The 14,887-nt window shown below is 45.0% G+C and carries 15 protein-coding genes; 7 read left to right on the forward strand and 8 right to left on the reverse strand.

Annotated features, from left to right (window positions below; all coding sequences use genetic code 11):
• Positions 1–43: 43 nt before the first annotated feature.
• Both gpmA and BC343_RS02925 read left to right on the forward strand, forming a co-directional pair.
• On the forward strand, positions 44–733 hold the full coding sequence (gene gpmA, locus BC343_RS02920; RefSeq protein WP_078346491.1) for a 2,3-diphosphoglycerate-dependent phosphoglycerate mutase: 690 nt from the start codon (positions 44–46) through the stop codon (positions 731–733).
• Positions 734–857: 124 nt separating this feature from the next.
• Complete coding sequence (locus BC343_RS02925; RefSeq protein WP_078346209.1) at positions 858–1,391, forward strand: DinB family protein; 534 nt, start codon at positions 858–860, stop codon at positions 1,389–1,391.
• A 280-nt stretch (positions 1,392–1,671) separates the two neighbouring features.
• Here BC343_RS02925 and BC343_RS02930 read toward each other — a convergent pair whose 3' ends face one another.
• The 4 genes from BC343_RS02930 to BC343_RS02950 all read right to left on the reverse strand — a co-directional run bounded on the left by BC343_RS02930 (position 1,672) and on the right by BC343_RS02950 (position 6,899).
• The gene (locus BC343_RS02930) at positions 1,672–3,066 is read right to left on the reverse strand and encodes an MBL fold metallo-hydrolase (RefSeq protein WP_078346210.1); all 1,395 of its coding nucleotides are present in this window, start codon (positions 3,064–3,066) and stop codon (positions 1,672–1,674) included.
• 187 nt (positions 3,067–3,253) lie between these two features.
• Positions 3,254–5,086 carry an ABC transporter ATP-binding protein gene (locus tag BC343_RS02935; RefSeq protein WP_078346211.1) on the reverse strand — a complete coding sequence of 611 codons (1,833 nt, stop codon included), beginning with the start codon at positions 5,084–5,086 and terminating at the stop codon, positions 3,254–3,256.
• Between the two features lie 579 nt (positions 5,087–5,665).
• Positions 5,666–6,058, reverse strand: a complete 393-nt coding sequence (locus BC343_RS02945) for a hypothetical protein (RefSeq protein WP_078346213.1) — start codon at positions 6,056–6,058, stop codon at positions 5,666–5,668.
• 61 nt (positions 6,059–6,119) lie between these two features.
• Positions 6,120–6,899: an SAM hydrolase/SAM-dependent halogenase family protein gene (locus BC343_RS02950; RefSeq protein WP_078346214.1), complete on the reverse strand. Its 780-nt coding sequence runs from the start codon at positions 6,897–6,899 to the stop codon at positions 6,120–6,122.
• Positions 6,900–7,002: 103 nt separating this feature from the next.
• Here BC343_RS02950 and BC343_RS02955 point away from each other — a divergent pair, with 103 nt between their 5' ends.
• From BC343_RS02955 to BC343_RS02970, 4 genes are all read left to right on the forward strand, one after another.
• Positions 7,003–7,968: a PhoH family protein gene (locus tag BC343_RS02955; protein WP_078346215.1), complete on the forward strand. Its 966-nt coding sequence runs from the start codon at positions 7,003–7,005 to the stop codon at positions 7,966–7,968.
• An 81-nt stretch (positions 7,969–8,049) separates the two neighbouring features.
• On the forward strand, positions 8,050–8,994 hold the full coding sequence (locus BC343_RS02960) for a phosphoribosylaminoimidazolesuccinocarboxamide synthase (protein ID WP_078346216.1): 945 nt from the start codon (positions 8,050–8,052) through the stop codon (positions 8,992–8,994).
• Positions 8,995–9,149: 155 nt separating this feature from the next.
• Entirely contained in the window at positions 9,150–9,527 is a 378-nt protein-coding gene (locus BC343_RS02965) for an STAS domain-containing protein (protein ID WP_078346217.1), read from the forward strand.
• Between the two features lie 18 nt (positions 9,528–9,545).
• Entirely contained in the window at positions 9,546–10,463 is a 918-nt protein-coding gene (locus BC343_RS02970; protein ID WP_078346218.1) for a ribonuclease Z, read from the forward strand.
• Between the two features lie 120 nt (positions 10,464–10,583).
• Here the strand turns inward: BC343_RS02970 and BC343_RS02975 are convergent, their stop codons facing one another.
• Complete coding sequence (locus BC343_RS02975) at positions 10,584–10,913, reverse strand: hypothetical protein (protein ID WP_078346219.1); 330 nt, start codon at positions 10,911–10,913, stop codon at positions 10,584–10,586.
• 239 nt (positions 10,914–11,152) lie between these two features.
• Positions 11,153–11,785 (reverse strand): 2'-5' RNA ligase family protein, encoded by a 633-nt coding sequence (locus BC343_RS02980; RefSeq protein WP_078346220.1) that lies wholly within the window; start codon positions 11,783–11,785, stop codon positions 11,153–11,155.
• A gap of 257 nt (positions 11,786–12,042) precedes the next feature.
• Here BC343_RS02980 and dinB point away from each other — a divergent pair, with 257 nt between their 5' ends.
• Positions 12,043–13,227, forward strand: coding sequence for a DNA polymerase IV (dinB, locus tag BC343_RS02985; protein ID WP_078346221.1), 1,185 nt, complete (start codon positions 12,043–12,045; stop codon positions 13,225–13,227).
• Positions 13,228–13,264: 37 nt separating this feature from the next.
• Here dinB and BC343_RS02990 read toward each other — a convergent pair whose 3' ends face one another.
• Both BC343_RS02990 and BC343_RS02995 read right to left on the reverse strand, forming a co-directional pair.
• The gene (locus BC343_RS02990; RefSeq protein WP_202909715.1) at positions 13,265–13,882 is read right to left on the reverse strand and encodes an FMN-binding negative transcriptional regulator; all 618 of its coding nucleotides are present in this window, start codon (positions 13,880–13,882) and stop codon (positions 13,265–13,267) included.
• A 43-nt stretch (positions 13,883–13,925) separates the two neighbouring features.
• Positions 13,926–14,873, reverse strand: a complete 948-nt coding sequence (locus tag BC343_RS02995; RefSeq protein WP_078346222.1) for a Rossmann-fold NAD(P)-binding domain-containing protein — start codon at positions 14,871–14,873, stop codon at positions 13,926–13,928.
• Positions 14,874–14,887: the final 14 nt, after the last annotated feature.

A 14,887-nucleotide genomic window follows, 5' to 3' on the forward strand; every position in this document is an offset into this window, starting at 1 on the left:
ATATTTAAACCGAATTGTGCCGCTCACGTTAATACTACTATCTATGCAGAAACTCGTTTTACTTCGCCACGGCGAAAGTGTTTATAATAAAGAGAACCGCTTTACCGGCTGGGCGGACGTTGACCTATCCGAAGAAGGCTTTAAACAAGCACGCCGGGCAGGGCAGGTGCTTGCCAAAAATGGTTACACCTTTGATATGGGCTTTACCTCGGTACTTAAACGCTCCATAAAAACTATGCACTTTGTGTTGGAAGAACTGGAGCACCTTTGGATACCCGTAGGCAAATCGTGGCGGCTGAATGAACGCTTTTATGGTGCCCTGCAAGGTTTAAACAAAGACGAAACCGTTGCCCAATACGGCGAAGAACAAGTACACAAATGGCGGCGCGACCCGCACGAACACCCGCCAGCCATAACTGAAAGTGATGAGCGCTTCCCCGGCCATTACCTGCGCTATAGCGATCTTACTTACCGCGAGCTACCCTTTACGGAAAACCTGAGCGAAACCATGACGCGTGTTTTACCCTTTTGGCACGAGCATATTGTACCCGCCATCCGCGAAGATAAAAAGGTGATCATATGCGCCCATGGCAACAGCTTGCGCGCGCTGATACAATACATAGAAAACCTGAGCGACGAGGAAGTAACCAAACTGGATATCCCAACCGCCACACCATGGGTTTATGAGTTGGACGACAGGCTGAACAGCATCCGCCATTATTATTTGGAGTAGGAGTGGATAGTGTTAGGAGCGATTCAATATTTGAAAACTTTTAAAAAGTTGTCAAATCTATTCGGTAATTCTTTTGGCAACGTTAATGGCATTGTTTATCTTGCAATTAACCTATTGAAAACCAATGAGAATTATACCAGCCCCTCAACCCGGAGAATACCCCGCTAACACTGCCGAATATTTAAAACTGATACCCACCGATGGTACGGTGCTGAAGTGCCTGCAGAATAATATTTTCAGGATAAAAGACCTGGTTTATTCGCTGCCCGAAGAAAAGCTGCTCTTCCGCTATGCGCCCGGCAAATGGAGCATAAAAGAAACCCTTGTACATATTATGGATGATGAGCGCATTTACGCTTATCGCGCTTTATGCTTCGCCCGTAAAGAAAAGCAGGGACTTCCGGGGTTCGACCAAAATGTTTACGCCAAGTACTCCGGTGCTGATAAGCGAACGCTCGATAGCATTTTTGAAGAATACGAAGCTGTGCGCAAAGCCACTATTACGCTTTTTAATGGATTGCCCGATGACGCTTTAGAACGTAAAGGCATCGGTACTGGCAGCTTCGATGGTGGTTCAGTACGTGCATTGGCTTACCACATAGCCGGGCACGAGATGCACCATTACTTTGTTATAAAGAATAAGTATTTGGTGATGTGATAGAAAAAACTCCCTCCCACGTGGGAGGGGCGCGGAGGTGACGAGCGCAAAGGCGGGGAGGGGTCGCGGTCGTAACGCTTCACCGATATGCGATAACTCTTTGTCAGAACCCTGATTCGCTTGATTTGAGGATTCTCTGATGCTATTCAATTCACGTCATGCTGCAACTTGTTTCAGCACCCCACACGGCAGGTAGCCACAGCATTAGCCATCTGCAAATTCGCAAGCTTGTATGATGGGTTCTTGAAACAAGTAATCAAGATGACGGTTGAGGTATTACCTACAACTCGTAAGCCACACCTTTCTCCGGTATCGTCACCTTATATCCATCAGGTTCCAAAGCATCGGCTAAAGCCTGCATGCTGGTTTCCTCGCCATGCACTAAAAAAACGCCTTTCAGTTTAGCTGCATCCTGTGTTTTTATGTTGTTCAGCAGGTCTTCGTGGTCGCCATGAGCGCTGAGTACGTCGGTTTGCTTAATAGTGGCGTAAACGGCCAGGTCGCGGTCTTTTACGTGTACAATAGGGTCGCCGCGCAGCAGGCGGTAACCTAAGGTGCCTTTGGCGCAATAGCCGATGAATAGTATAGTACAGTAATAATTCTGGATGTTGTAAAAAAGGTGGTCTTGTATACGCCCGCCTTCCAGCATGCCCGCCGATGAAATGATGATACAAGGCTCGTAGTAATTAGATACCTGCCTGCTATCCTTCAGCGTTTCCACATAAGTGAGGTTCTCAAATTCGAACTCATCGCCCTGGCGGTTGTAAAATTCCTGCGCTTCGGGGTTCACCTGGCTGTGATGCTTGCGGAATATCTCAGTAGCGCGCGTAGCCATTGGGCTATCAACAAAAATGGCCACAGGCGGCAGCAAACCATTGCTGAATATTTTGTTCAGTGCAAACACCAACGATTGTGTGCGACCGATACTAAATGCCGGGATAATCAAACGCCCTTGTTCTTTAACGCAAACCTTATCAATAATCTCCACCAAGGTTTCCTCCACCGATTTGCCTTTGGTATGCATACGCCCGCCGTAGGTGGCCTCGCTAACGATATAATCCACCGGAGGTAGCGCCTCAGGGTCGTTCAATACCGGGTAGTTCTTGCGGCCAATATCACCGGTAAAAGCTATCGACTTTTCTTCGCCGTTCTCAATCACCTTAAATACAGCTGCCGCTGCGCCCAGTAAATGCCCTGCAGGAACAAAGGTAAGCTCGATATCGCCATTGATGCGAAAAGGACGGTTAAAGCCAATGGTTACGAACCTGTCTACCGTATCCATCACATGTTTTTGCAGGTACAAAGGCTGCGGACCGCCACCGCGTTTGTGGCGTTTGCGGCTGTGCTTGCCTTTATCGGCCTTGCTCAGGAAGATATTCACTGAGTCGATAAGCAATAGTTCGGTAAGGTCTGCAGTGGGTGGAGTGCAAAGTATTTGTCCTTCAAACCCCATGCGCACTAAAGTTGGCAAGTTGCCCGAATGGTCGATATGCGCGTGGGTAAGTACCACAACATCAATATCTTCGGGGTTAAAGCCAAAGTCTTCGTTCACCTGTATATTGTGCTCTTTCTCGTAATCGAGCCCGCAATCTATCAGTATCTTATATTGGCCAACCTGCAATAAATGCATGCTGCCGGTTACCTGCCGGGCCGCCCCGTGTATGGTTAATTTCATTCGTTAGTTCGTTGGTTCATTAGTTCACCGGTTCATTTGTGTAAGGGTGGTTACCTTGGAAATGACCGTTGAACTAAGAACGATCTGTTGGTCACAAAATAGGGAAATGTTCAATATTGTTTGTTCGGTTTCAAAGAAATCATCAGCTATCCAACCAATGACCAATGAACCGGTGAACAAATGAACACTACTGTACTTCGTATTGCAATTGGCTCAGGTATCGGTACAGGCCCTGCTCGTTAGCAACCAGTTCCTGGTGGGTGCCGCTTTCTATTATATTGCCTTTCTCCAAAACGATGATCTTATCAGCCTCGCGGATGGTGGATAGGCGGTGGGCAATGATGATAGAGGTGCGCCCTTTCATCAGTTCCTCCAAAGCCTCCTGTACCAAACGCTCCGATTCCGAATCGAGCGAAGACGTGGCTTCATCCAGGATCAATATAGCAGGATTTTTTAACAATGCACGTGCAATAGCTATGCGCTGCCTTTGTCCGCCCGAAAGTTTTACGCCGCGCTCGCCCACAACGGTTTCATAACCTTCGGGGAACGAGGTGATGAACTGGTCGGCATTGGCGCGTTTAGCGGCCTGTATAATTTCTTCTTTAGTGGCGCTCAATTTACCATAAGCAATGTTTTCCATAATAGTGCCGCCGAACAGCATTACATCCTGCGGCACAATAGCTACCTGGTTGCGTATGTCGGTTAACGCATATTTATCAGCCGACTTGCCATCAAATAGTATCGTTCCGCTTTGCGGATGGTAGAATTGCAGAATCAAAGCAGCAGTGGTGGATTTACCTGACCCACTCGGCCCAACTATAGCTATCTTTTGCCCTGCAGGTGCATCAAAAGAAACACCATTTAAAACAGTTAGTTCCGGGCGGGAAGGATAAGCGAAAACCACATCCGAGAACGATAAGTTACCCTGTATTTTCTGTTTAACCTCGTTATCAACCGCATTGATGGATACGTCTTCACCTTTTTCGTCCAATATTTCCAGTACTCGTTCTGTAGCACCGATGGCTTTTTGCAAGTTGGCATATAAATCAGGCAGGCTTCCCATGGCAGCACTAATGAATGCTGCGTAAACAATAAAATTGGTAAGTTGGCCAAACGTTAAGCCATTATCATGTATCGACAGCAAATAAGAGCCATACCATATTTCGCAAAAAACGGTACCAAAAAGGCAGAACACAATGAACGCACCAAACATGCCACGATACTTAGCACCCTTCACGGCAATACCAACCACGCGCTGTAGTGTTTTATCGTAGCGGCCGGCTTCAAAAGCTTCGTTCACAAAAGCTTTTACGTTGGCTATACCCTGTAGGGTTTCTTCTACAATTGTGTTCGATTCGGCCAGTTGGTCTTGTGCTTGTCTTGATAATTTCCTGATAAATTTCCCAAACACGATGGCGATCAAAATTAAAACCGGCAGTACTACCAGCAAAGCTATTGTCAGTTTCCATGAAATAACAATAAGTAGGGTAATACCACCTACAAGAATAATTATCTGGCGTATAAATTCAGCAAAGGTTGTTGTAAGTACTTCCTGTATTTGCGAAAGGTCGGCGGATATTCGACTGTTTAGTTCACCAACCCTGCGGTTAGCGAAAAAGTCCATTTGGAGGGTGATAAGCTTAAAATAGGTATCGCGGCGCAAAGCAGCAAGGGCGTTTTCTGCCACCTGTACGAACCATGTGATGCGGAAGAACGAAACAAAACCTTGTACAAATAATACCACGATGGCGATCTTACCTATCTGCGATAGGTCGGCCGGGAAAAATTTATTGTGCTGAACACCTTTTGCCGCATCTATTAATGCACCAAAAAAGCCAGGGAAAGCCAAGCCAACCAAACTGGATAGTATAAGGAAAAGCAAGCCACCAATAAACTTGATCCGGTAAGGTTTTATATATTTTAAAAGCTTGCCTACGTTGCGCAAACTTTGCTTATTTATTTTCGCTTTAGGTAATTCAGCTTCCGCTTTCGCGCCACTGTTCAATCGTCCTCTTGCCATGTATCAGTATATGCTTATCAACCTGCAAAACTAAGGGTTTACAGTGGCGCTTGCACTATATGTGGGAAAATTGACTTTGGAGTGAAGGGGGAGGAGGTTTTTCACGCAAAAGGAAAATTATTGGAACTTTAAAGAATTCAAATATTGTGCTCAAATAGGTTTCGGGTGGTTATTTCTGCAACTGGTTTTAAATTATAGTAAAACGAACATCGAAATCGAACGGTTGTTATCTAAAAAGTTCCAATTTTTAATATGATATTTTTGAAATCATCGACAATTATATGATACCCAATAGTCGGTTCACCACCAATGTCAGGGGCAATGAAGCGGTTCCATACCCATTCTTTTTAAGAAAATAGTCCAATTGCTGGCTGAATTTCACGGCGTTAGTGGTGTTGTCATTTTTTATCACAATGAATTTTTTATTCGCATCAATGCCATTCACAGACTTCGCAGAATCTATAGATTTTAAAATGCGTATTCCGTCTATAGGAGTGAACGTTTTGGAGACTACCATTGTGTTTTGGTCTCCTACTTGTTGATTGCCATAATTTGGAGCGGTCACTACGTTTTTAGCTGTTACAGGCGTTGTGGTATTCTTCGAGTATTCTTGGCTGTAGTCCTTTCTAACAGTGTTCTACGGTCTTTAAATGATTTCTTTGGAATCTTTTTGTAGAGTTCGTCAGTATCAGTAGTGTCTTTAATGGGGATTACTGCGCTGTGTTGTAATTTCGATTTTTTTTCGACGATAATAGTATCGTGCTTTGCTGCTGGCATATCTCCGTAATGTAATTTGCTCCAAGGAAATAACAATATAAACGTGAATATTATGGAAATTGTCAAAATACCACATTCTGGAGTGTGTATAGCTTCTTTGAAAGTTTTCCCTTTAACCATATCATAAATTATCTTAATAAGCGAGTATATTCCGCCTATACAAGATATAATTAACAGGATTATTTCAACAGACATGATAATAGATTTAGACTCCTAATATAAGAATCTTTTATTTTGAGGTAAAGCGAGATGTTCCCTACCGCTGAAAATCAATAATAACACTATCCCCAACATTTAAGCCCAGCAACCCGCTGGCGTTGCCTTTGTTTATGGCTATTTCCAGGTGGTCGCTGATGCCGAAGAGGCAGAGTTTTTCGCCTTCGGGTACTTCGTTGTAGTGCCAGCTGAGGTGGGTAATGGTTTCGTTACGCTTAAAGTATAACGTAAAACGGCGGCCCTGCTGTACGCGGTTAAAAAACTCCTTGGTAACGTTCGTGATCACGTTCTGGAACGAATCGATATAGATCACCGCCCCGCGGATAAGGTTGCCATCCATTACCGGTTGCAGGTTCATTTTGTGCTCCACCTCGGTAACGGGCAGGCCGATATCTGCCAATGAACCACCATTAGCTAAATGGCATGCCGCCTTCACAAAAATATCCGCCAGCGGGAAGTGCAGGAATTTAAGGTCCTGCATAATGTTTATTTCCACCATCTCATCGGGCTGGCTGTTAAACATCAGCGAAAAGATGCCGTTATCGGCCCCAACAAAATAATGGTTTTTGTGGCGCACGGCCAGGTAGCGGGTAGCATTATTGTAAACGGTATCAATACCAATTAAATGCACCGTATTATCGGGGAAGTAGTAGTAGCTGTTTTTGAGGATGAATGCCGCCTGCTGCACATTGAAGGCCTGCACATTGTTAGTAATATCTACAATATTTACGGTGGGCAGCAGCTTTAAAATACTACCTTTAAGGGCGGCCTGATAAATATCCTTATCGCCCAGGTCGGTAGTTAAAGTTATAATTGCCATTAATTTTGTAAATATTTATTACTAACCTTGTATGAGTATTTAAAGGTGCAAATATTCAATTTTTAATTCATAAAAATCTGCCAACTGAAAAAATCAATTAGTATTGAACGAGCTAAAATTATCAATTGAACATGTTAACCCCGCCGTTTTGTGGGGTCCCAACAACGATCATTTCGAGATACTGAAAAAGCAATATCCTAAGCTTAAAATAGTTGCGCGCGGCAGCGAGGTTAAAGTGTTAGGCGACGAGGCCGAGTTGAAAACTTTCGAAGAAAAATTTGGCCGCTTAGTTGAACACCTCGAAAAGTACGAAAGCCTTAATTCTATTGACGTAGAACGTATACTTGGCGCCAAGCCTACGCCGGCATCATCTACCGGCGAACCAGCTGCTGCCGATAAATTTGCCAGCGGCGAGGTTATTGTTTACGGGCCTAACGGCATTATGGTACGTGCACGCACTACCAACCAGCGCCGTATGGTGGATAGCATCCAGAAGAGCGATATCCTTTTCGCCATTGGCCCCGCCGGTACCGGTAAAACGTATACCGCTGTAGCACTGGCTGTTCGTGCGCTAAAGAACAAAGAGATAAAACGCATCATACTTACGCGCCCGGCGGTAGAAGCAGGGGAGAACCTGGGCTTTTTACCGGGCGATTTAAAGGAAAAAATAGACCCGTACCTGCGCCCGCTATATGATGCGCTGGACGATATGATACCTGCCGAAAAGCTGAAGACTTACCTGGAGAACCGCACCATAGAAATAGCCCCATTAGCCTTTATGCGCGGCCGTACGCTGGATAACTGCTTTGTGATATTGGACGAGGCGCAAAACGCTACCGATATGCAGCTAAAGATGTTCCTGACGCGTATGGGCCCGTCGGCAAAATTCATTGTAACCGGCGACGTAACACAGATAGACTTACCTAAAAAACAACAGTCGGGCTTGTACACTGCGCTGCGCATCCTCACCGATATAAAAGGTATAGACATTGTATACCTAAGCGGCGAAGACGTAGTAAGGCACAAACTGGTACGCAGGATATTGGAAGCCTACGGAGACATTCAATAAGTAATTAGTCTAAAGTCTTTAGTCTGGAGTTATTTCATATTTCGACTTTAGACTATAAGCTTTCGACTTAAGACTCAACACATGGACGCTATAAAAGAAACACATTTCGAATTTCCGGCGCAGACGGCTTTTTACAAAGGCAAGGTGCGCGATGTTTATACTATCGATAATAAATACCTGGCTATGGTAGTTACCGACCGCATTTCTGCGTTCGACGTAGTACTGCCCGAGCCTATTCCATACAAAGGGCAGGTGCTTAACCAAATTGCTGCAAAATTTTTAAAGGCTACTGAAGACATTGTACCTAACTGGGTGATCAGCGTACCTGACCCAAGTGTTACCATTGGCCGCATTTGCGAGCCGTTTAAGGTAGAGATGGTGATACGCGGCTATTTGGCCGGCCATGCGGCCCGCGAGTATGCTTTGGGTAAACGCCAGGTTTGTGGCGTTACACTGCCCAAAGGTTTAAAAGAGAACGATAAACTGCCCGAGCCCATCATCACCCCAACTACCAAAGCATCGGTAGGGCACGATGAGGATATATCGCGCGAGGATATTTTAGCACGCGGTATTGTAAGCGAAGATGATTACATCAAGCTTGAAAATTACACGCGCCAGCTTTTTGCCCGGGGCACCGAAATTGCGGCAGGGCAGGGGCTGATATTGGTTGATACCAAATACGAGTTTGGCAAAGTGGGCGATACCATTTATTTGATAGATGAGATACACACGCCCGATTCGTCGCGCTATTTCTATAGCGATGGCTATCACGAGCGCCAGGAAAACAACGAGCCGCAAAAACAGTTATCTAAAGAGTTTGTTCGCCGTTGGCTGATAGAGAATGGTTTCCAGGGTAAAGACGGGCAAGTGGTACCGGAAATGGACCGCGAGCGCGTTCTGTCGATATCAGAGAGATACATTGAACTTTACCAGCAAATTACGGGCGAAGCCTTTGTAAAACCGGGTGAAGAGGACGTATTGCAGCGCGTAGAACGCAATATTAAAACCGCTTTGGCAGAGCTTTAATAAAAGCGCGCAAGGGCAGGTGCGGTTCCCCTCTTGAGAGGGGCGAAGGGGTGTGTTGGAGACTAATATCCGAAACACGATTTACTTTCACACGAGCTGTAAAATTTTTAATTAAACATAAATAAGTTATATCTTAGCTTTCTAAATATCCCAAAATGAAATATACGGTTGATAAGCACGAGAAATACATCCTTATTAAGCTTAACGAATCGAAACTGAATTCGCTGATAACACCACAGCTGAAATCAGAACTGATCCTGATCAATACCGAAGGCCAGCGCAATATTGTGTTGGATCTGTCGCAGGTAAAGTTTGCAGATTCGTCGGGCTTAAGCAGCTTATTGGTTGGGCATCGCCTTTGCAAAAATGCGAATGGCTCCTTCATTTTAGCGGGACTGAATGATGCTGTAGCACGTTTAGTTACTATTTCGCAGTTAGATAATGTACTTTCAGTTGTTCCCTCTTGCGAAGAGGCTATCGACCTTATTTTTATGGAGGAGATAGAGAAAGAACTGAAAAGAGAAATGAAATAATAAGGCTGTTTTCCCGGTATGAAATTCGAAGTAACTATACTGGGCAGCAGTTCTGCAACACCCATATTTAACCGCAACCCAACCGCACAGGTGCTCAATATAAACGAGAAACTGTATTTGGTTGATTGCGCCGAAGGAACGCAGCAGCAAATGCTGCGTTTCGACGTTAAGGCCAGTCGTATCGACTATATCTTTATCAGCCACCTGCATGGCGACCATTACCTTGGCCTGGTTGGTTTATTATCATCTATGCACCTCAACGGCCGCAAAAAGCCCTTGCAGTTGTTTTGCCCGCCGCAGTTGAAAGAGATCATAGACCTTCAACTGAAGTACTCCGAAACCACGCTGCATTACCCCATCGAGTATGTATTTACTTCGGATGAAAAGCGCACAGTGATACTGGATAACCAGGATATTGTGGTAGAAACCATCCCGCTGGATCACCGCATACCCACAACCGGCTTTTTGTTTACGCAGAAGAAGCGCCTGCGCAAACTCATTAAAGAGCGCATAGAAGAACTGAATATCCCTGTAGCATTTTATAGCGCGTTAAAGAAAGGACGCGATTACGAAGCGCCGGATGGCACCATTTACAAAAACGATACGCTGAGCATAGATTCTGATGCGCCTAAAAGCTATGCCTATTGCTCGGATACTATTTATACCGAAAAGTATTTCGAGCAAATATATGGTGCCGACCTGCTATACCACGAGGCTACCTTTTTGCATGATATGCTCGACAGGGCAAACCAAACCCACCATACCACTGCATGGCAAGCCGGCGATGTGGCTTTAAAGAACAATATAGGTAAACTCATTATCGGGCATTTCTCTGCCCGTTATAAAACCCTTAACGAACTGCTGGACGAAGCCCAAAGCGTATTCCCAAATACCGAATTGGCCGTTGAGGGGAAAACGTTTGTGATATCGGAGTAATTGTCTGAATCAGAATTTCCAGAATATACAAATAAAATTCGCTGCCGCGAGATTAGCGAAGCGTATCTCGTGGTGTAGCATCAAGTAAGCTTCCAGCTTACGGTATAGAAATGCTAAAATTTAGCAATCAGATTTTGAAAAAGCTATTTTCCTAAATGGTAACATCGGACAGTAGTAATCACTTATCTCTTGCTCAAGTATATCTAAATGGTCCATGATAAAACGATCGTTATACTCAAGCTTTTGAAAATATGGCCATAATATATTGAAGGATTCAATAGGAATATCTCTTGCAATCGTAATATGTGGGCGGTTTATCTTTTTACCGGGGGCAAGGATATTCATTACTTCATTAAACCACCCTTTTGTTTCTGCGTCGAGCTTTAATGCCGCGCAAATTGAACGTTTATTTTTACCATGAGTAAGAAATTCGAAGTCAGTTATCTCCATGGTGATGGGCTTAATTTGCGTTAGGCAATTCTCAATATATTGGTAATAAACATCAACGTCGGATATTTTATTATGCTTTAAGCCGGAGGATAGAGGTTTGCAATTAAACGATATATGCCCCTCTGATTTCTGGCTTGGAAACTTTCCGATATGTTTGAAACAAGCTCTTTTATAGCGGCTTATCTCGATTAATATGTTCGGGAACAGTGATTCTATTGTAGTACAGCCTAATATTCATTTTAAAATAATTTTATTTGTTTCCTATCTGCTATGTCTGCTTTAGCCTGTTGCGCAGTTTTCCAATCCGCTTTACCTGCAAGTGCTTCGGTGTTTTTAAATGGTATGGTTTTATAAGGCTCCCATTTGCCGGAAGTGGTGCCGAAAGTTTCTCGCTGTAATACTTTTAGTTCGTGTATCCAAAAGGGCTCCAGCAGTTTTTTGTGGTGGAAGTGCGGCCACAGCTTTTTAAAGTCGACCTCGGGGATGTTTCGTACCACAGTGATGTGTGGCACTAACGCTTTTTTGATTTTCAGGTTTTTGCGTAACAGGGCAAACCAATCTTCCATGGCCGGTGTGCTGCGGATGTAGCCATAAATGGTATGTTTACCGTGCAGGTGCTCAAAGTATTTAAAGCCATCCAGGTGGAGCAATATGGGAGGCATTGCCTGCAATATATTTTCGACACGTTCAAAGGCAGTATCCATCATAAATGGCTTTTGCCGCTCTAACTGGTTAATAGTGATATGGGCGGGAGAGTTCATACCGCCAAATTCGCCAATGTGCTTTACCGAGGCCTTTTTATAGCGCGCTACCTCGTGCCTGATGTTCTCGGGCGGCGAAAGCAGGAAAAGGTAGTCGGCGTAGCCTGTCATTTTGTTTTTAGTTAAGGTGGCTCCTACGGAGCCGGAAAAATTGATATTATGTTTTCTATAAACACGGGGCTACGCTGTAGCCAAAACAAGAGCTGACTATTAAATCTGCTTTGCGCATACGCTCCGGCAGGAGCACCGTGTTTGTAGAAAGTGCCAAGGCTGTAAAATGGCTGCAGCGTAGCCTCCTTCAACCATATTTATAACACAAAATTTGCTAATTATTTTAGCATTTCAAATTATATTTTCATATTTGTGATATGGATTCGCCAAGACATATCGTGCATATCGACCTCGATTCGTTCTTCGTTTCGGTGGAACGTAAGTTCAATCCCGAACTTATTGGCAAGGCCGTTATAATAGGCGGTTCGGCGGACAGGGGCGTGGTATCATCCTGTAGTTACGAGGCACGGGCCTACGGCGTTCGGTCGGCAATGCCTACAAGGCAGGCATTAAAGCTATGCCCGCACGCTATTGTAATACACGGCACACACGGGCGTTACGGCGAGGCATCGCGCGAGGTTACCGAGATCATCCATAAATCGGTACCGCTCTATCAAAAAACGTCGGTCGACGAGTTTTACATAGATCTGTCGGGGATGGAACGTTTCCATAACCCATATCAATTGGCAACCGACCTGCGGCAGCGCGTTATCCGCGAAACCGGGCTGCCCATTTCCTTTGGCATGGCGAGTAGCCGAACAGTTGCTAAAATGGCTACCAACCAGGCGAAACCCAATGGCCAATTGTGGGTGAAAGCAGGAGAGGAGAAAGATTTTTTGGCGCCGCTTAACATCCGCAAAATACCGGGAATGGGCGAGCACACCTGCCAAAAACTATATCAATATGGCATCGAAAAAATAGGCGACCTGCAAAAGGTAAACATCAAGTTTTTGCAGGCTGTATTTGGCAAGGCGGGTGCTTACATCTACAACAAAGCACATGGGATTGATGAAAGAGAAATAGTTGAACATACGGGCCGCAAATCAATCTCTACCGAAACTACCTTCCATAACGATGTGAAAGATATCCGCACGCTGGAAAATATGCTGGTAAGCATGACGGAGGAACTCGCCGGCAAATTGCGCCGTGAAAATAAAGTAAGCAGTTGCCTGGCCATAAAACTGCGCTACGCCAATTTTGAAACGCACACCCTGCAACAAAAAATACCGCTTACAGCAGCAGAACACATCCTTATACCGGGTGTGAAAAACCTGCTTAAAAAAGCCTGGAACCAGCACCGGCCCATCAGGCTTATTGGTGTAAGGCTAAGTGACCTGTGTGCCGGCAGCTACCAGATAAATTTGTTCGAAGATAACGAAGAACGTATTCGCCTTTACCAGGCCATGGATACCATAAACTTTAAATTTGGCGAGAAAACGGTTTGCCGGGCCGCCGGTATGGAAATAGGCGCGAGGACTTTTAACCCGTTTATGAAGGGCTAATGAGTTGAGGTGTGTATGCTAAAGCTTATAATTGCGTTTAACCCTTCATATACCCCGCAATATCGCGCTCGTTTTGGTCGGCAGAGTTAGTAAACGACTTGATGATATTCTCCCTTTCCAGCTCGCTGCGGTTTTGGCTGAGTTTCTTTTTACCCTGCAAGTCGGTTACTTCAATCTCGAAAGCCACGATGCCATTCATCATCTTAAACTTATAATCATCAGGCAATTGCGCCCATTGTTTTAAGTAAGCGGCTTCGTAAAAACCTATCATTTTTTCCAACAATTTGGCAACTTCGGCCTTGTCATCTATCAGTGTGGCTTTACCATAGGCATGCACAGCAAGATAATTCCAGGTGGGTACGTTAAGGGCTTTTTCGTAATGTGCGGGGGAGATGTAGGCGTGCGGCTCCGTAAATATCACCAGCGATGTTTGGTTGAATATCGCGCTTGCCTGCGGATTGGCTTTTGCGAAATGCGATACCAGCATTAACTTATCGCCCCTTTGCTCAACTATAAAAGGCAGGTGCGTAGCCTCGGGTACGCCATTAATATTGGTAACAATAGTGGCGAAGCTATACTTTTGCATAAAGCTGATAACTTCATCATTATCTGTTAGTTGAAAATACTTTGGCGTATACATAAAGCGCAGAGTCAAGAAGTTAGAATCAAGAAACAAGACATTAAAACTACGCGCTTTGTTACAATGCTTCCAGCATTTGTTTTAGCACGGCTTGTGCTGCCCAAACGCGGTTACCGGCCTCGTGTATCACTACTGATCTGTCGCTGTCCAGTATCTCCGAAGAAAGCTCCAGATCGCGCCTTACGGGCAGGCAGTGCATTACTTTGGCGTTCGGTGCATCTTTCAGCTTGTCGAAAGTTAGCATCCAATCTTCGTTGCCGGGTAGTACTTTACCATAGGGCTCGTAGGCGCTCCAGTTTTTTACGTAGATGAAATCCGCGTCCTTTAACGCTTCATCCTGATCGTGTGTGATGGTAGCACCTTGCGTAAACTCTTCAGAAAGCTCGTATCCTGCCGGTTGAGCAATCACAAAGTCTACGTCACCCTTGCACATCCATTCGGCAAAAGAGTTGGGTACAGCCTGCGGCAGAGGCTTTATATGCGGCGCCCAGGTGAGTACTACCTTAGGGCGTGCTTTTGTTTTTAGTTCTTCAATGGTCACCAGGTCGGCAAGGCTTTGCAGAGGGTGGCGCGTAGCCGATTCGAGGCTTACGATAGGCACTTTACAAAACTCAACGAATTTGTTGAATATCAATTCGCTATAGTCTTCATCGCGGTTCTTCAAGCCCGGGAACGAGCGCACACCGATGATGTCCGAATATTCGCCCATAACGGCGGCTGCTTCGCGGATGTGTTCTACGGTAGTACCGTTCATTACCACGCCATCGTTTAGTTCAAGCGCCCAGCCTTCTTTATCAATGTTGAGCACAATTACGTTCATGCCCAAATTTTGCCCGGCCTTTTGGGTGCTAATGCGGGTACGCAAGCTTGGATTTAAAAAAACGAGGCACAGGGTTTTATTCTCGCCCAAATGCTTGTGCGCAAAAGGAGTTTGTTTTAGCGTTAATGCCTCGGCAACCAGCGCCGCAACATCCGTAACATCATTAACAGAAGTAAATAATTTCATGGCCTCGTTTTTTC

Source organism: Mucilaginibacter pedocola (assembly GCF_002013915.1).
Lineage (GTDB): Bacteria > Bacteroidota > Bacteroidia > Sphingobacteriales > Sphingobacteriaceae > Mucilaginibacter > Mucilaginibacter pedocola.

Bases quoted from the DNA above. Each gene is read 5' to 3' on its own strand.
- BC343_RS02945 (WP_078346213.1), bottom strand. From the start codon at position 6,058: ATGTCTGTTGAAATAATCCTGTTAATTATATCTTGTATAGGCGGAATA.
- BC343_RS02965 (WP_078346217.1), top strand. From the start codon at position 9,150: ATGAAATATACGGTTGATAAGCACGAGAAATACATCCTTATTAAGCTT.
- BC343_RS02980 (WP_078346220.1), bottom strand. From the start codon at position 11,785: ATGACAGGCTACGCCGACTACCTTTTCCTGCTTTCGCCGCCCGAGAAC.
- BC343_RS02935 (WP_078346211.1), bottom strand. From the start codon at position 5,086: ATGGCAAGAGGACGATTGAACAGTGGCGCGAAAGCGGAAGCTGAATTA.
- gpmA (WP_078346491.1), top strand. From the start codon at position 44: ATGCAGAAACTCGTTTTACTTCGCCACGGCGAAAGTGTTTATAATAAA.
- BC343_RS02970 (WP_078346218.1), top strand. From the start codon at position 9,546: ATGAAATTCGAAGTAACTATACTGGGCAGCAGTTCTGCAACACCCATA.
- BC343_RS02995 (WP_078346222.1), bottom strand. From the start codon at position 14,873: ATGAAATTATTTACTTCTGTTAATGATGTTACGGATGTTGCGGCGCTG.
- dinB (WP_078346221.1), top strand. From the start codon at position 12,043: ATGGATTCGCCAAGACATATCGTGCATATCGACCTCGATTCGTTCTTC.
- BC343_RS02975 (WP_078346219.1), bottom strand. From the start codon at position 10,913: ATGGAGATAACTGACTTCGAATTTCTTACTCATGGTAAAAATAAACGT.
- BC343_RS02950 (WP_078346214.1), bottom strand. From the start codon at position 6,899: ATGGCAATTATAACTTTAACTACCGACCTGGGCGATAAGGATATTTAT.
- BC343_RS02925 (WP_078346209.1), top strand. From the start codon at position 858: ATGAGAATTATACCAGCCCCTCAACCCGGAGAATACCCCGCTAACACT.
- BC343_RS02960 (WP_078346216.1), top strand. From the start codon at position 8,050: ATGGACGCTATAAAAGAAACACATTTCGAATTTCCGGCGCAGACGGCT.
- BC343_RS02930 (WP_078346210.1), bottom strand. From the start codon at position 3,066: ATGAAATTAACCATACACGGGGCGGCCCGGCAGGTAACCGGCAGCATG.